The 17634-nt window shown below is 38.5% G+C and carries 9 protein-coding genes; 1 reads left to right on the forward strand and 8 read right to left on the reverse strand.

The annotated features are described in order from the left end of the window. Positions 1 to 35 precede the first annotated feature (35 nt). From WG932_RS03545 to WG932_RS03580, 8 genes are all read right to left on the reverse strand, one after another. Positions 36 to 1454: a pectate lyase gene (locus WG932_RS03545; RefSeq protein WP_483086978.1), complete on the reverse strand. Its 1419-nt coding sequence runs from the start codon at positions 1452 to 1454 to the stop codon at positions 36 to 38. A gap of 201 nt (positions 1455 to 1655) precedes the next feature. Continuing rightward, positions 1656 to 2687 (reverse strand): PorP/SprF family type IX secretion system membrane protein, encoded by a 1032-nt coding sequence (locus WG932_RS03550; protein ID WP_014022023.1) that lies wholly within the window; start codon positions 2685 to 2687, stop codon positions 1656 to 1658. Then, positions 2684 to 6799 carry a PKD domain-containing protein gene (locus WG932_RS03555; RefSeq protein WP_483086979.1) on the reverse strand — a complete coding sequence of 1372 codons (4116 nt, stop codon included), beginning with the start codon at positions 6797 to 6799 and terminating at the stop codon, positions 2684 to 2686. The genes WG932_RS03550 and WG932_RS03555 overlap by 4 nt, the downstream gene beginning before the upstream one ends. Next, positions 6772 to 8355 carry a SprB repeat-containing protein gene (locus WG932_RS03560; protein ID WP_483086980.1) on the reverse strand — a complete coding sequence of 528 codons (1584 nt, stop codon included), beginning with the start codon at positions 8353 to 8355 and terminating at the stop codon, positions 6772 to 6774. Before WG932_RS03560 ends, WG932_RS03555 begins: the two co-directional genes overlap by 28 nt. Positions 8356 to 8804: 449 nt before the next feature. After that, positions 8805 to 9668 carry a PorP/SprF family type IX secretion system membrane protein gene (locus tag WG932_RS03565; RefSeq protein ID WP_483086981.1) on the reverse strand — a complete coding sequence of 288 codons (864 nt, stop codon included), beginning with the start codon at positions 9666 to 9668 and terminating at the stop codon, positions 8805 to 8807. Beyond that, positions 9665 to 10681, reverse strand: a complete 1017-nt coding sequence (locus tag WG932_RS03570) for a PKD domain-containing protein (protein WP_483086982.1) — start codon at positions 10679 to 10681, stop codon at positions 9665 to 9667. Before WG932_RS03570 ends, WG932_RS03565 begins: the two co-directional genes overlap by 4 nt. Positions 10682 to 10719: 38 nt before the next feature. Next, positions 10720 to 13227 carry a SprB repeat-containing protein gene (locus tag WG932_RS03575; protein ID WP_483086983.1) on the reverse strand — a complete coding sequence of 836 codons (2508 nt, stop codon included), beginning with the start codon at positions 13225 to 13227 and terminating at the stop codon, positions 10720 to 10722. A gap of 26 nt (positions 13228 to 13253) precedes the next feature. Then, positions 13254 to 15212, reverse strand: coding sequence for a SprB repeat-containing protein (locus tag WG932_RS03580; protein WP_483086984.1), 1959 nt, complete (start codon positions 15210 to 15212; stop codon positions 13254 to 13256). Between the two features lie 534 nt (positions 15213 to 15746). Between WG932_RS03580 and WG932_RS03585 the strand changes: the two genes are divergently transcribed. Then, entirely contained in the window at positions 15747 to 17597 is a 1851-nt protein-coding gene (locus WG932_RS03585; protein WP_483088568.1) for a glycoside hydrolase family 2 protein, read from the forward strand. Positions 17598 to 17634: the final 37 nt, after the last annotated feature.

Here is a 17634-nt window from a genome sequence, read left to right on the forward strand (position 1 = left end):
ATTAGACAGTCCCAATTTATACCAATATTTAAATATTAATCAAATTTATTGAGTTGATTATTAAGATCAATATAAGTGGTCAAAAGGCTTATGTTTTTATTGAAAACTTCACTGCTAATCCTATCCATGGTTAAATGTTGACCATTCCATCTCACCCCATCTGGCATTCTTTTTTTGAAGGTGTCATTTTTTGTAATCCAAGCACCGGTATTTTCTTGTTCATTAATGATTTGAATTACTTGCGGGCTAATTTCTTCCAATCGTTTTGCAACTTCTTCTTTGGTTTGTAAGCCTTCTTTTATCAATGCTTCCGCTGTCAAACCTATTGCCTTTTCGTAGCGTGCAGTGCTTGCTTCAAGTCTTGCTTGCAAATCGGACTGGTATCCATAACCGGTTCGTCGCTCAGGGTGAAGGTCTTCTAATCTTTCTACTCGAATCCTAGGTCTGTCGTAATAAAGTGGCTTGCCTGTGCCAAGTTCTACAAACCTTGCCCACATTCCATTTTCCATTTTTATTTCGCGCAACCACCTTAGGGCATCTGGGATCGGCTCTAAAATAGTTTTTTGGCCTAGCGCAAGGTATAAATCAATTAAGGTATTGATATTGTTTACTGTTACTGCCGGGCAAACAGCCGGAGGTTCAAAGGTTCGTGCCCAAGCAGGCTGTAAAAATTCATTGTATTGTTGCGCCCAGCCGGGTTGAGGAGGAGGGAGTTGAGAGATATTCATAAATCTTGCTGCTTTCCTCAAGCTTTTTTCAATGGCTTCATCTTCAGGATAAAATTGAAAAGCTTCTATCATGACACGTATACAATCGTTGATTCCTCCGTCATTAAAAGTAGCGTAATCATGATAATTTCCTTGTTCCGGATATTTGTGAGGCCATCCACCATTACTCAGTTGGGTCGTAACCATCATTTTCAATGCCCTTTGAGTGGCTTTTTGGATTAGTTTATCATTAACCTCCTGATCTATAGCCATTAAAAAGCTAATGGCTGACTGGGTTTGGTCATCATCAAAACTTACTTTTTCCATATCCAGATTTTTAAAGTTGATGGTATGGTTCCAGCCTCCATATTTATTTTGTCCTCGAATTAATGCATGGGCAGCCTCTGTTGCAAATTCAAGGGCTTTTTGATCTCCTGTATATTTATAAGCGCTTAAAAAGGCCTGTCCTACAGCGGGTGTACCGGGAGGCTGAACTTCTATCGTATGGTTGTCGAGAGGTATTTCTCCCCATTTTTTCGTCAAGTCGGGAGTTACAAAGTACACATAACCGCCCTCTGTGTTGACAGTGTGAAAGAAGGAAACTCCTTTTTTTATAGCTGCCTCTACCCGGGTTTTTAAATCTTCTCCTTTGGATTTATTAGTTGAGGTTTGTTGTGCCAGTACAGGTAGAATGCTTAGCATGGAGGAAAGCACAAAGGCTAAGCAATAGTTTACCAATTTTCTCATTTTCGAAGTCATTTTTGGGTATGTTTATTGTTAAAGTATTGTCGATTAAACGAAACAGGTCGTTTTGCTTATTTGTAAGGCAACATTGAAAAAGATCATTTCAATTATGGGAAAATACTACCTTTTATTGAAGATCAATGCCAAGTAATTTCTTGTTATCAAGTAGTAGATCTTTTTTTCTTGGGCAGTGTTGAATTCTCCTTAGTACCTCCAATCTGCATTACTTGGAGGACAGGGGAGGATGGTTTGCATAAATCGCTTCTTTAAAAGGTCTGTAAAATAAATCGAAACTTCATGAGAAACGTGTGCAGGGTTGCTAAATTTATTCAGCATATAATCATAACTATAGGCCATTGTAATACCATTTAAAAGGCTAAATCCCAATACGGCATTGATGGAGTTTTGGTCCGGTAGTTCATTAAATCTTGTGATGTTCCGGAAGCCTAGGCCACCAATGAAATTTTCAACCTGTATTTGGGGAATGACTTCAATTTGTTGGAAGGTTCCTTGTCTTTTGTAATTGAATGACACAGAAAATACTTTTCGCATTTCACCGGTTTTAAAAAGTCTTCTATCTAAATTTTTGACATATCCTCCATGAACTCCCCATTTAATTGGGAGGTTGTTTCCTATGCCATCTTCCAGAAAACCTATATTGGGACGAGAGAGGTGACTGCTGCTCATACCAAACCAAAAATCCGGTGCCTGAAGCAATGCGCCAAAAGAAATGTCCGGATACCATTTGCTATCCTCTCCGGGTAAAAGATCTATAGTGGAAGGGTTGACAGTACGGTTCAATAAATCTATCTGATCTCCAAAAACCATTTCCTGTAAAGTAAGACTTCTATTGACCAGCCCTAACTGACCCCCAAATCGTAGGAAGCTTTGGTGGTTTAAGAGGAGTTTATAAGAGAGGTAACCTGCTAAATCTGTTGATTGAATATTAAGTAAGCTTTCTGAAAATTGAGAAGCTGAAAAGCCAAAGCCCACATTGGTTTCATCGATATACGTATCGAAATAAAGCCCATAGGCATTGAAATCATACCCCAATCCGGGCCATTGTTTTCTATAATTGATTCCTATGCGCGTTACTTCCATGGCTCCTGCAAAAGCAGGACTCAAGTTTAGGGGAGCAGCATAAAATTGGGTAAATTGAAAATCTTGCGCTCTTAGGTTTTTCGAGCAGAAAACGATACAGGCAATAAGGAGCAATATGATCTTTGTCTTTCTCATTCTAAAAGCATAAACGCACCGGTTTCGCTGAAATCTCTTCCATCTGCAGTGGTGTAATTTAACTTGTATACATAATTTCCCGGACTTGCTTTTTGTCCACGATAGGTGCCATCCCAGCCAGTATCATATGGGTCTTCAGAATAATACAATATCTCTCCCCATTTATTCATTACAGTAAAGACAATATAATCTACATGTACAAACTTAGGAAAGTAGGTGTCATTAACTCCATCTCCGTTGGGAGTAAAGACATTGGGGGTTTCAAGGAAGTAATCAGTGATTATTATTTCAAAAGTATCGTAAGTTTCGCAACCCCAAAAATCAGTTACCATTAAAGTGATTGTGTAGGTTCCGGGAACTTGATAACTATGTATAGGGTTTTCCTCCAAGCTATTGTTTCCATCACCATAATCCCAATAATAACTGCTAATATTCCCACTACTATTATTGATAAATTGTACTTCAAAATTGGCTAAATTTTCTCCATATTGACCAAAGGAAGAAGACAAATAGTCTCCTTTTGCCAAGACCACATTGTTTTCTACTTCAAAGCTACGGGTCTGAATACAACCATTGCCATCAGTGATGGTAACCTCATAATTTCCAGGACTGGTGGTTTGCATGCGGTATCCATTATTGGAAATTTCACCACTGCTCCAGACGATGTTATATGGGGCCACGCCTCCATCTATATTTAGGTCAATTGTTTCCAATATTTCTCTGGGTTCACACTGCGTTGTGGTTGTACTGGCTAAATTTATTTCAATTGGGTCAGGTCTTTTAACTTCAAAAGTTTGTGTTACATAACAACCCGACTGGTCAGTGACTTCTACTGAGTAATTTCCATTGGTAAGGTTAAAAATGGAAGGTGTAATTTCTCCATTGCTCCAAGAATAATTATAGGGTGGTCTTCCGCCAGAGACTGTAAGGTTAATAGCACCACTTTCACCATTTTCACAATCCAAGGCATCTTCTACTTGTCCTATAGCCATTAGTAAATCGGGTTCCAGCAGATTGAAAGTTCTTTCAATGGTACAACCTTTAGCATCCTCCAAATACACACTGTATACGCCTGGACCTAGGTTGTACAATGAAGACTGTTCAGGACCGTGAGCCCAAGTTGCTTTTACAGGTGCAAGGCCTCCATTTAAATTCAATAATATGCTACCATCCATTTCGCCAAAACAGGAGATTGGGTTAACAACCGGATCAATTTCAAATACAGGCACCTCAGCAATAGTAGTCTCTTTTACCACTGTACAGCCATTGGCATCAGTTACGGTTACTTGGTAAAATCCCGGCCCAATGCCTTCAAAAGCGCTCTGAGTTGAACCTATATTCCAACTTATTTGATAAGGTTCCACACCTCCTTGAATGTCTATAGAAAGATTGGCATCATTTGCATTGTAACAGGACACTTCTGTTTGCATCATGTTTACTTCCAGTGCTTCATCCGGTTGTGAAATTATAATATTCGATTGGCTTATCTGACAGTCATTTGCATCTATAACTTTTACCGAATATTCACCAGCTAATAATCCATCAATTTTCGGACTATTAGCAGAGATTGGTAGGCCATTTCTGGTCCATTCATAGGTATATGTGTCAGCAATTCCTCCTTCTACCAATATTGTAATGCTTCCGGTAGCTTCTCCAAAACACAATACATTAATTGTTTCAATAACTTGAAGTGATAAAGCCTCAGGTTCTGAGATGGAATATTGTTCTGTTATTTCGCATCCATTTTCATCTGAAATAACTGCCTCATAATTTCCCGGTGAAAGGTTTGTGATATGTTCATTATTGGAAGTAAATCCATCCGGTCCTGTCCAAGTCACCATATAACTTCCTGCCCCACCGGAAGGCGTCAAAGAAATGCTCCCATTATCAGCTTCATGGCAGGTGATTTCATAACCATTATGGAAAGACACATTTGGATTGCTCTGTAAAGGGTCAGGCTCATTGATATTAATGATATCAGTAACTACTTCACATCCGTTTTGGTCTATAATTGTAAGTTGATAAGCGCCGGGTTTTAGGTTTTCAATGTTAGGTTTGTCTCCTGTAAATCCATCTGGTCCAGTCCATTCATAAACATAATTGCCTGAACCTCCTGTAGTACTCACATTAATCCAACCATTGTCCGCACCAAAGCAGGAAATATTAAAACCTGTGTAATTTGAAACTTCTACTTCTTCGATTTGTAAACCTGTTGCTGGTTGCGTAATTTCTATATTTTCTATTTCTTGCAGGCAATTATTAATGTCGCTTACTGTAAAAGAATAAATACCTGCTGCGAGATTATTAAAATACCAGATTGATTCAGAGGTAGGTGGAGAAACACTGACCATTTCATCATTCTCATCAAATAAAGTATATTGATAAGGTCCCGCTGAGCTTCTTGTGATGGTGGCTGCCACCATTCCGGTAAATTGACCAAAGCAGGAAACATTTACTTTTTCATCAGGTAGTTCCGCTATTTCCAAACCTTGAGGTTCGGTGAGGGTATAGGTTTTGACAATTTCGCAACCATTAAGGTCTGTTATGGTAAGGTTATAAGTTCCTGAATAAATATTTTCTAGGCGCTCATCTGAAGAGACAAAGCCATCCGGTCCTGTCCAACTAATTGTAGAACTTCCGGTGCCACCTGAAATATCAAGATAGATATATCCTTCATTTCCTCCATTACATTGAACGCCAAAGCCATTGTAATCTGAAACTTCGTCTAATAGCACCAATGGATTTGGTTCTTCTATTTCAAAAGATCTACTTAGGGTACAACCTGATTCATCCGCAAGAAGCAACTCATAAGTACCGGCTTCTAATCCCTGCAAATTATCTTCAGTAGAGGCAAAACCATTTGGTCCAACCCAACTGTAGTCAATTTGTCCCTGGTTTCCTGTGACAACAAATGAAATTGATCCATCACTTTCTCCTGCACATGAAATTTCGTATCCATTATAATCGGTGATTTGAATATCAGTTAATTGTAAGCCAGTCTCAGGTTGGTCAACTAGAATGTTTTCTACCAGTCGAATGCAGCCATTCGCATCTTCAATTTCCACAAAATAAAGTCCCCCTTCCAGACCTTTAAAAGAATAGTTATCTTCAGTAAAATTAGTAACCTGCTGTAAAGTTGAACTTTCGTTCATCAGCTTTAAGGTTATGGTATAGGGTGGAAGAGATTGTTGGTCAAAAGAAATGGTAAATTCTCCATTTTTCTCTCCAAAACATGTTACCGGAATACGGGCATCGAGGTCTTCAGTTACAATTAATTCATTTGGCTCGGTGATTTCATAATTTGCGTCTATCAAACAGCCGTTTTCATCAGATATAGCTAAAGTATAGGATCCTGCTTCTAGGTTGGTTAAGCTACTTTCTTCAGAAGTGAAACCATCCGGACCTGACCAAACATATGTATAATTACCGGTTCCTCCTGATGGGTTAGGATTTATACTGGCATCGGCTGCACCAAAGCAACTAATATTGAATCCATTGCTTTCCGGAATGATTTCATTTAGTGTCAAAGGGGCAGGTTCTTCTATAATTATGCTTTCAATCCTCGCTGTACATACGTTTTCATCGGTAACAATAAATTGATATTCCCCCGGTTCAAGGTTGTTTATATCCTTACTAGTCGCTTCAAAACCATTAGGACCTGTCCAGAAATAATCTAACTCTCCAACTCCTCCGGTAATGTCTAAGCCAATGCTACCATCAGCAGCACCTGCACAAGATATTTGAAACCCATTGAAATCTGAAACAGTAGTATTTTGAATCATCAATCCTGTAGCTGGCTCATCTACCACAATATCCTCTAAGAGAAAATTACATCCCTGGCTATTTTCAATTTTGAAATCGTAGGTACCGCCTGGCAGGTCTCTAAAAAACAAAGTGTCCGAAGTTGGGGTAGTTACAGGGCCAAATACTTCTCTTAATTCATCATCATGAAAAACTTCAATGGAAAATGGAGTAGGAGTGTTTTCAAACAATTCTATGGCAATAATACCGGTTTCTTCTCCAAAACACCTAACATTTTGTCTCAGCTCATCAAGTTCAGTTAAAGTCAGAGGATCAGGTTCAGTTAATGAGAAGTTTTTGCTAAAATACATCCGTTTTCATCCGTTAACAATACGGCATAGGCTCCCGGAGCTAATTCTTGTCTCGTAAAAACATCATCATTTGTACTTGGTGGTAAGATATCCAGATCATCTGTATTAGGGGCATTTAAATCGTCAAAATTACCGGTATACCAAGCAATGGTATAGCCCGGAACCCCACCGGAAGGATTGATGGTTATTTCCCCATCATTGGAACCATTACAAGTAATATTTTGGATGGTTTCAGAGAGGACCAAGGCATCCGGACCTTCGACTGTTATCCATGGGGTAGATTTTTCGCACACAAGAGGATCGGCTCCAGCAATATCAAATAACCTTCCCCTGTCTGTAATGGTAGCATAATAATCACCGGCAGGTAAGTTTTGTAGTTTGCTTTCCATGCCAATGATTTCACCATCTACAGTTACAAAAGTGCTGATGTCGCCTTCAACTTCTTCACTGTTTTCGTTAAACCAGGTGACACCGTATTTGATCCATTCTTCTCGAGGGTTTTCTGTAAAAGGTTGGGACCAACCTCCGCTAATAAGTAAACTTATTTCTCCATTGGCCTCGCCATAGCAGGCAAGATGCTCAACGGATTCGTCCATTTCTATTGGTTCCGGAATAACAATTGTAAAACTTTCACGCCCATTACATTGAAACCTGTCTTCGATTTCTAAGGTATAAGTTCCTACTTCTAAATTTTGGACCTGGATAACGGCGAAGCCATCATCGTCTGAAACCAAATCAAAAGCAGTGGGCGTTTCATTACCATCTTCATCTATAATCACAAAATTGTTTACCGGAAGGGCTGCATTGAAAATAATAAATTCAACGACTCCGGTATCATCATCAGGGCATAGAAAACCAGCAAAGTTTAGTTCAAAATCCAATGAATAAGCCTGTCCAACCGGACCGGCATTTCTATAATATTCTCTGCCCATATTGTCTATGGCCTCAATTTTATATTGGGCTTCTCGGTCCAATTCATTGTCTAAGCCAAAGGTAACAGAGGCTGAACTTTGAAAGGGAGCGGTATTGTCCACTGTAACAGTAGAGAGAATATTATCTGATTCATCAATCAGATTAAAGGTAAAAGGGAAAGATTCTTCATGTCTTTGGTCCGGCTTATAGGCACTTACGGATAAAGCTATGGTGCCTTGGCAACTATTTTCAAAATAGGACAGGGGTAAAATAGGAGGGATAACAAGTACTTTGAAAGGATAAGTTTCGCTTACATCTACACCGTCAGAAACCTGAATATTGACCGTTATTTCTTTCCCTTTTGGGTCCCAACTATCATCATATATTACCTCCGGATCAATGGTTTGACCCGAAAATGAATATCCGGTACCGGAAAGGATTGCTAGGCTCAAATTAGATTTATCACCTGAATAATCTATAGTAAGCATGTCAAGAGTAATTTCCAGGTCTCCATTATAAAGCACTTGGGTTTCCACTTGGTCAGATATAGTAATGGGTGCGAATAGGGTGAATATCTCGCCTTTTGATTCAAAAATTTGATAGGTAAGTACTAAAGATAATACCAGTCCAGAAAGTAAGCGCATGAAAGTACTTTTAAACTGCTTAGGTAAAATTTTGGTAAAAATATTCAATATTAAAATGTTTGTTAAAAATTATACTTACTTAAAGCTGAACCCATATCAACAACTAAATTTAGAAAATACCTATTAAAAAATTATGTTATTTTTAATTTATTAAAATTTTTTTAATGCCCTATAAATATAGTGGTTATGACATTTTATAAAATGATCTTTTACGGATAACATCATAATCAAAATAACCGGTATAAAGTAATTCTTTCGGCATTACCCACCCAATTGATGAGCCATTCAATACCTTCTTCCATTGCTGGTTGGACAGGGAAGAATAGTTTGCATAAACTTTTTCCTCCTTAGGTCTGTAAAATAGATGGAGACTTCATGAGAAACATGGGCCGGATTGCTAAACTTATTCAACATATAGTCATAACTATATGCCATGGTGATACCGCTCATTAAACTAATCCTAATACTGCATTGATTGAGTTTTGATCCGGTAATTCATTGAATCGGGTTATATTCCTGAACCCTAAACCACCAATAAAATTTTCAACTTGTATTTGTGGAATTACTTCTATTTGCTGAAAGGTACCTTGTCTCTTATAATTAAAAGAGACTGAAAATACCTTACGTACCTCTCCGGATTTAAACATTCTTCGGTCCAAATTTTTAACATAACCTCCGTGAATATCCCATTTTATGGGAAGTTCATTTCCTATTCCATCTTCCAGAAAGCCTATATTGGGTCGAGATACGTGGCTACTACTTAGACCAAACCAAAAATCAGGGGCTTGGAACAGTGCTCCAAATGATAAATCAGGGTACCATTTGCTGTCTTCACCCGGCAGTAGATCGATTGTTGAAGAATTAACTGTCCTGTTTAATAGGTCAATTTGATCCCCAAAAACCATTTCCTGTAAAGTCAGGCTTCTGTTGACCAGTCCCAATTGACCTCCAAATCTTAAGAAACTTTCATTGTTTAGTATTAATTTATAAGATAGGTATCCTGCAATATCGGTGGACTTAATTTTAAGCAATGACTCAGAAAATTGAGAGGCAGAAAAGCCAAAACCGACATTGGTCTCATCTACAAAGTTATCATAATAGATTCCTGAAGCAGTAAAATCATAACCCAACCCGGGCCATTGTTTTCTGTAATTGATGCCAATACGGGTAGTTTCCATGGCCCCTGCAAAAGCCGGACTAAGGTTGAGTGGAGCTGCGTAAAACTGTGTAAATTGGAAATCCTGTGCCAATAAATCCAAGGGGTAGGATAAAAAGCAACTTACAAACAGCATTATAAATTTTATATTTCTCATTCCAAAAGCATGAAAGCACCGGTGCTACTAAAATTTCTTCCATCTGCAGTGGTGTAGTTTAACTTATATACGTAATTGCCGGGAGCGGATTTTTGCCCACGGAAAGTACCATCCCAACCTGGGTCTTTAATGTCCGAAGATTGATACAATATTTCTCCCCAGGTGTTCATTATTATAAGTGATAGGCTATTGATATTTAAAAACTTGGGGAAAAAATAATCATTGAGACCATCACCATTAGGACTAAATACGTTAGGCGTTTCTAAGAAAAAATCAGTGATTTTTATTGAAAAAGTAGAGCTGGTTTCACATCCCCAAATATCAGTCGCAATTAAAGTGACTTGATAAGTTCCGGGAAGTTTGTAGCGGTAGGTAGGTGAGGCTTCATATGAATTGTTTCCATCACCAAAATCCCAATAATATAAACCTATATTTCCATTGCTTTTGTTGGTGAATTTAACATCAAAATTGACTAAGTTTTCCCCATATTGCGGAAATGATTCAGATAAATATTCTCCTTTTACTAATATTACATTGTTTTGTACAGAAAAACTTTGGGTTTGCACACAGCCCTTGCTGTCGGTAACTGTCACTTGATAATTGCCGGGTGCGCTCGCCTCCATTCGATAACCATCCTCATATACCTCTCCACTACTCCACTGAATGGAGTAGGGAGCAACTCCTCCTTCAATTTTTAGTTCATTTATTTCCAAAATTTCTTTGGGCTCACATTGGGAACTTACCGTATTGGTCAAGCTAATATTTAAAGGGGCAGGCCGGTTCACTTTAAATGTTTTGCTTACATAGCATCCTGATTGATCTGTAATATTAACGGTGTAAGAACCATTGGTTAGATTGGATAGGGAAGGGCTGGTTTCGCCATTGCTCCATTTGTAGTTATAAGGGGCTCTGCCACCTGATACCTCAAGCAATATCTTTCCACTCTGACCATTTTGGCAGGAGGATGCATCTTGTACTTGGCCCACTGCTTCCAAAGGTTCAGGCTCAACCAAATTAAAAGTTCTTTCAATGGTACAGTTATTGGCATCTTTTAAAAAACCTTATAAACTCCCGGGCTTAAATTATAAATGGCTGATTGCTCCGGTCCATGTTCCCAGGTGGCTGTCACAGGTGCTTTACCTCCTTCAAGGTTTAATTGTATGCTACCATCTTTAGCACCAAAGCAAGAAATCGGATTTACCACAGGCTCCACCTTAAATACTGGAACTTCTTTAATGGTGGTTTCTTTGAAGACTACACAGCCAGTGGCATCTGTTACCGTGACTTGGTATAGGCCGGGTCCTATACCTTCAAAAGAACTTTGATTATCACCGGTATTCCATTCGATTTGGTAAGGTTTGATACCTCCTTTTATAGCAATGGATAAATTGGCATCATTGGCCCCATAACAGGAAACCTCTGTTTGTACCATCGATACTTCCAAAGGAGCAGTGGGTTGTGAAATGGTAATGGCTGAGCTGCTGGCAACACAACCATTGGCATCAATGACCGATACTTTGTAAGTACCTGATAAAAGGTTATCTGCCTTAGGAGAATTTAAATTAATGGCTAAACCGTCTTTTTCCCATTGGTATTGATAGCTGCCGGTAATTCCTCCTGAGACAATAAAAGATAAGCTGCCTGTGGGGGCTCCATGGCAGGAGACATCTGTTTTATTATTTAGCCTGATGGTTAAAGGTTCAGGCTCCCTAATGTTGAAATGCTCACTTATTTCACAACCGTTTTCATCAATTATATTTACTTGGTAATTTCCCGGTGAAAGGTCCTTTATATCCCCGGCATTAGAAGTAAAACCATCAGGTCCTGACCAAACTATTCTATAAACCCCACTGCCTCCGGTAATATTTAGCGAAACTTGCCCATCATTGGCCCCATTGCAACTTATTTCAAAACCATTCTTGACTTTTACTAGGGGAGTGAACAGCAAAGGATCAGGTTGTTTGATACTTATTATTTCTGTAAGGGCTTCACAGCCATTTTGATCAATAATGGTAAGGTGGTAATCACCGGGAATTAAATTTTCAATAGTAGGACCATTGGCTTTGAAATTCCCCGGCCCTGACCAATCAAATTTCAAATTCCCGGAACCTCCGGAAGTTGTTACCTCAATCCAGGCATCTGCTGCTTCAAAACAACTAATATTATATCCGTTAAATGAAGAAACTTCCACCTTATCAATACTCAATCCGGCTTGTGGTTGGGTGATTTCGAGTTGGTCTATCTCTTTAAAACAGTTATTGGCATCGATTACCTTTATCATGTAAGTGTTGGCAGGAAGGTTTCTGAAAAACCATTCTTGTTGTACAGTAGGGGGTGAAGTTTCTAAAATGTCTCCATTAAGGTTTGACAATTCATACCTATATGGCCCTGCTGAACTTCGTGTTATGCTTGCAGCCAATACGCCAGTTTCTTGACCGAAACAGGAAATATTAATTCTTTGATCTGCTAATTCTTCAATTTCTAGGCCTTGAGGTTCTGTAAGGGTGTAGCTTTTGGTTATTTCGCAACCATTTATGTCTGTTATTGTAGCTTGGTAAATGCCAGGAAAAATATTTTTTAAGCTGTCAGTGTCTGAACTGAAGCCATTTGGCCCTTTCCATTTTATTTCAGTATTTCCAGATCCACCGGAAATATCCAAATAAATGTATCCTTCATTTCCACCATTACAATGCACCCCAAATCCATTGTAGTCAGATACATCCTCTTTAACTTCCAGTGGAAAAGGAGATTTCAGGTCAAAGTCCCTCTGCAATGTACAGCCGTTTTGATCTGTTATTAAGACGTGGTAATTTCCTGCTTCTAGGCCTTCCAATTGGGTTTTTGTAGATTTAAATCCATTGGGACCTGTCCAGTTATAAGTTAGATTGCCTTGGTTTCCGGTGATGTTGAATGAAATAGCTCCATCTGTTCCTCCCGCGCAAGTGATTTGGTATCCATTAAAATCTGACAATTGTAAATTGCTGAGTTGTAAGCCGGTTTCAGGTTGATCCACTAAAATGTTATCTATTTTTTTAATACAGCCATTGGCATCTTCTACAGTTACCCAATATTGGTTACCGACGAGTTGATCAAAGGTATATTCATCACTGTTAAAGTTAGTAATAGTTCGGATTGCTTCTGTATCTCCCATAATCCCTACAGTGAGGCTATAAGGAGCCATGGAACCTTGGGCTATCATTAACGTAAAAGCACCATTGCGCTCACCAAAACAAGCTACCGGAACCCTTAAATCTTCTGGCTCAGATAGGATTAATTCATTGGGTTCGGAAATCTTATAAGTTGCTTGGATGATTGCGCCATTATCATCAGCTAGTGTCAATGAATAATAGCCTGCAGATAGGTTTTCTATATTACTATTTGTCGAAGAGAAGTTGTTAGGACCGGACCAACTGTAGGTGTAATTACCTGTTCCTCCTGCCGGATTTGGTTTAATGCTACCGGTGGCAGCTCCATTGCAACTGATCTGAAAGCCATTCACTTCAGGTATGTAGGGAGTCAATGTCAATGGTTGTGGGGCTTCTAGCGTTATGGAAGCCAATCGTGCGGTACAATTGTTGTCATCTGTTACAATAAAAGTATAATCTCCGGGGAGAGATTACTGATGTCTTTGGTGTTTGCCTCAAAGCCATTCGGCCCATTCCATTCGTATTTATAATCACCTTTCCCTCCAACAATTTCCAAAGAAATGCTACCATCGCTTGCTCCGGGAAAAGAGATTTGATATCCATTAAAATTGGAAACAAGGGTATCCTGAATAAGTAAACCTGTTTCCGGTTCATCAATTATTATTCCTTCCAACAAGTAATCACATCCACTTTCATCCTCAATTCTAAAATCATAACTTCCTGCTTTTAAATTTGAAAAATAAAGGGTGTCCGAATCGACCTTATTGATAGGGCCTATTGATTTGAAAGTAGATCCATTTCTAAAAACCTCTATTGAAAATGGTGTAGGGGTGTTTTCATACAATTGAATGGCTATGGTACCTGCTTCTTCACCAAAACATCTTACATCTTGTCTTAGATCACTCAATTCTTTAAGTATCAGTGGTGTAGGCTCGTTGATGGTGTAATTATTTGCTACAATACATCCATTTTGATCTCTTATTAAAACAGCATATTCTCCCGGGTCTAAGTGCTGCCTTGATAATTCACTTTCCTCCGAGTTGAGAGGGAAAGAGGTCAACTCTCCTGGTTCTGGGGAGTTTAGGTTTGCAAAATTCCCTTTAAACCATTCAATAGAATATTCTGGAGAACCTCCCAGCGGGTTTATGCTAATACTTCCATCAGCCATACCATTGCAAGATATATTTTCAATGGTTTCTGAAAGGGTTAATGGTTCCGGTCCCTCAATAGTTATCCAACCGGTTGTTTTCTCACAAACCAGCGGAGCAGCACCGGTAATATCAAATAACCTTCCTTTGTCTTTAATTTTGGCATAATAATCACCTGGAGGCAAGTTGTTAATTTTACTTTCCATTCCAATAATAGTACCTGCCAAACTTACAAATGAGTTGTTTACTGTTTTAACTTCGTTTTCTTTATCGTCAAACCATGTTACTTCATAATTGGCCCATTCATTGCGATGGCTTTTTGGGAAGGGAGATGACCAACCCCCATCAATAATAAGACTTATCTCACCATCGTTGTTCCCAAAGCAGGTGACATGTTTTACAGTTTCAACTGCGTCCATAGGTTCAGGAATGACAATTTCAAAACTTTCGCTACCATTGCATTGAAATCTATCTTCGATTTCGATGGTGTATGTACCGGGTTCCAAGTCTTTGGCTTGAATTACAATAAAACCATCCGAATCTGAAACTATTTCAAAATCTGTTTGCTTTTGCTTGCCTTCACTATCAATTACAATAAAATTGTTAACCGGAAGTGTAGCATTGAAAATAATGAATTCAACGAGGCCTGTTTGGTCTTCCGGGCAAAGCAAACCGGCAAAATTCAATTCAAAATCCAGAGAATAAGCCTGACCTAAGGGACCTGAGTCTCTTAAATATTCCCTTCCTAGATTATCAATTGCATATATTTGGTATTCTATGTCTCTGTTCAATTCATAATCTTGACCAAATGTTGCGGTAGCTGAGCTTTGAAATGGTGCCGTATTATTTACAGTCACCACCCTTAAGGTATCCCCCAGATCATCGATTAGCTTAAAGGTAAAGGGGAAAGATTCTTCATGTCGTTGATTGGGTTTATAAGCGCTTAAGGTAAGTGAGATTATACCCTTACAGCTGTTTTCTGAATAGGCCAAAGGTAAAATTGGGGGGATCACCAGAACTTTAAACGGGAATACCTGACTGTGGTCCACACCATCAGTTACTTGAAGGTTAACAATAATTTCCTTGCCTTTTGCTTCCCAATCCTCTGCGTATTGAATGGAAGGAGAAATGGTTTTACCTGAGAGAGAATAACCATTTCCAGCTTGTACCTCCAATTGTAGTTTAGATCTATCTCCGGAATAATTGATGGACAGCATGTCAAGTGACAAAGTCAAATCCCCATCGAACATAACCTCTGTTTCAATTTGATCCTGAATTGTAATGGATGCAAAAGGATTTATTAGTTCACCTTTAATTTTAAAAATTTGAAGTCCAAAAATTAAAAATAAAATGATACTGAGAATAATATATTTACTATTTATTTTCAACTGTATTACCGAGGGGCTTTATAAAAAAACACTTATAAAAATGCCAAAATTTAACAAAGAATCGCATGGAATTTTTTTAAATCCATAAGTAAAAGTAGGTAATACAAATTTAATAAGTAACTGAATTTTAAATTATTATGAATGTAAATCTAGTCTTTAAGACTTGAGAATTCTTAAAAAATATGGATGATTATTTAAGAGATTCATTATTCCTATTTTCAATCTCTTTTTTGCCTATATCAAATGAAAAGGAAAGGTTTAAGAAAAGATTTAATAAGGCCAAAAGTTTTTTTCATTTTCATTTAATTTATGGCCGATTTGATCTTATTTTTTGATATTTTCGCTGTTATCCTTTTAATTTTATGTCAATTGGAACTTACAATTCCAGAAATAACGATAACCCATGATAAAAAAATCACCTGCTGGATTGCTTTAGTATTTTTAGTTTTTCCCACATTCAGCCAACAACATAATTGGCAACCAAAAAAAGATAAAATATTGTCCGAATGGGCAATTAAGATTGACCCAAACGCTCCACTTCCTGAATATCCAAGGCCACAGATGAGTAGAGAAAATTGGACCAATCTCAATGGTATTTGGAAATATGCCATAATTGAGAAAGGAAGCACGGAACCCGACAATTTTCAGGGAGATATTTTGGTTCCCTATGCAATAGAGTCTGCATTATCAGGGGTGGGCCAAACTGTAGGTAAAGACCAAGAACTTTGGTATCATAGAAGCTTTGAGGTCGATCGTGGAATGAGGAAGGGAAATTTATTGCTTCATTTTGGCGCTGTAGATTGGGAGGCAGAGGTTTTTATCAATGGAAAAAGTGTAGGTATGCATCAAGGAGGATATGATCCTTTCTCATTTGAAATAAGTGAAGCTTTGGTTTCCGGAAGAAAGCAACAATTAAGCATTAGGGTTTGGGATCCAACTGATGAAGGACCTCAACCTCGAGGTAAACAAATCAATAAACCACATGGAATATGGTACACCCCGGTTACTGGGATTTGGCAGACAGTTTGGCTGGAAGCTGTTCCTGATCAGTATATTTCCCATATTAAAAACACTGCTGATTTAGACAACAAACAGATTTCCGTTGAGACTCAAGTAAATGATCCTCAACCCGGACAAATGATTACTGTTCGCCTATTTGCGAATGGCGAGCTTTTAGATGAAAAAGAGGTGCCTGCAGGAGAATCGACAATTTTTTCTATTGATAACCCCAATATATGGGGGCCGGATAACCCTTTTTTATATGATATTGAAGCACGTTTAATGGATGGTAGAAAGCAATTGGATGCTGTCAAAAGCTATACAGCCATGAGAAAAATAAGCATGAAGCCTGATGCCTATGGAAATCAGCGCTTGTTGTTGAACGATAAGTTTTTATTTCAATATGGTCCTTTGGATCAAGGGTGGTGGCCTGATGGCTTGTATACTGCTCCCACGGAAGAAGCTTTGGTCTATGATATTGATAAAACCAAAGAGATGGGCTTTAATATGATAAGAAAGCATGTGAAAGTAGAACCTGCCAGGTGGTATTATCACTGTGATAAAATAGGTATGCTTGTTTGGCAAGATATGCCAAGTGGTGACATGGGAAATAGGTGGGAAGCCAGACCCGGGGTAGTAGGAAAAGGCACTGAGCGAAAAAGAAGCCCTGAATCCATGGCTATTTTTAAAAAAGAATGGAAAGCCATTATGGATGCCAATTACAATTTTCCTTCTATTATTGTTTGGGTGCCTTTCAATGAAGCTTGGGGCCAATTCAATACAGAGGAAATTGTGAGATGGACAGTAGAATATGACCCTTCCAGATTGGTAAATGGAGCTAGTGGTGGTAATTATACCTTGGAAGGGCAAATTATGGACATGCACAATTACCCGGATCCTGTAATGCCTGATCCCAAAATTTGGGGACACCACCAAATAATTGTTTTGGGAGAATATGGAGGTTTAGGTTTGCCAATAGAAGGGCATACTTGGCAAAATAAAGACAATTGGGGTTACCAAAGCTTTAAAGATAAAGATGCTTTGAGAGAAAGGTACAGTAAACTGATCCAAGACCTTAAACCACTTATCCCAATGGGGCTTTCTGCTGCCATATATACGCAAACCACTGATGTGGAAGTAGAAACCAATGGACTGATGACCTATGATAGAAAAGTTTCCAAATTGGAGCCCCAATTCTTAAAGCAATTGCACAAAGAATTGTATACCATTAAAATCCCAATGAAATGAAATACTTAACCTTAAAAGCCCTCGTCTTAGTGGGTCT

This window comes from Cyclobacterium sp. SOCE241 (assembly GCF_056867545.1).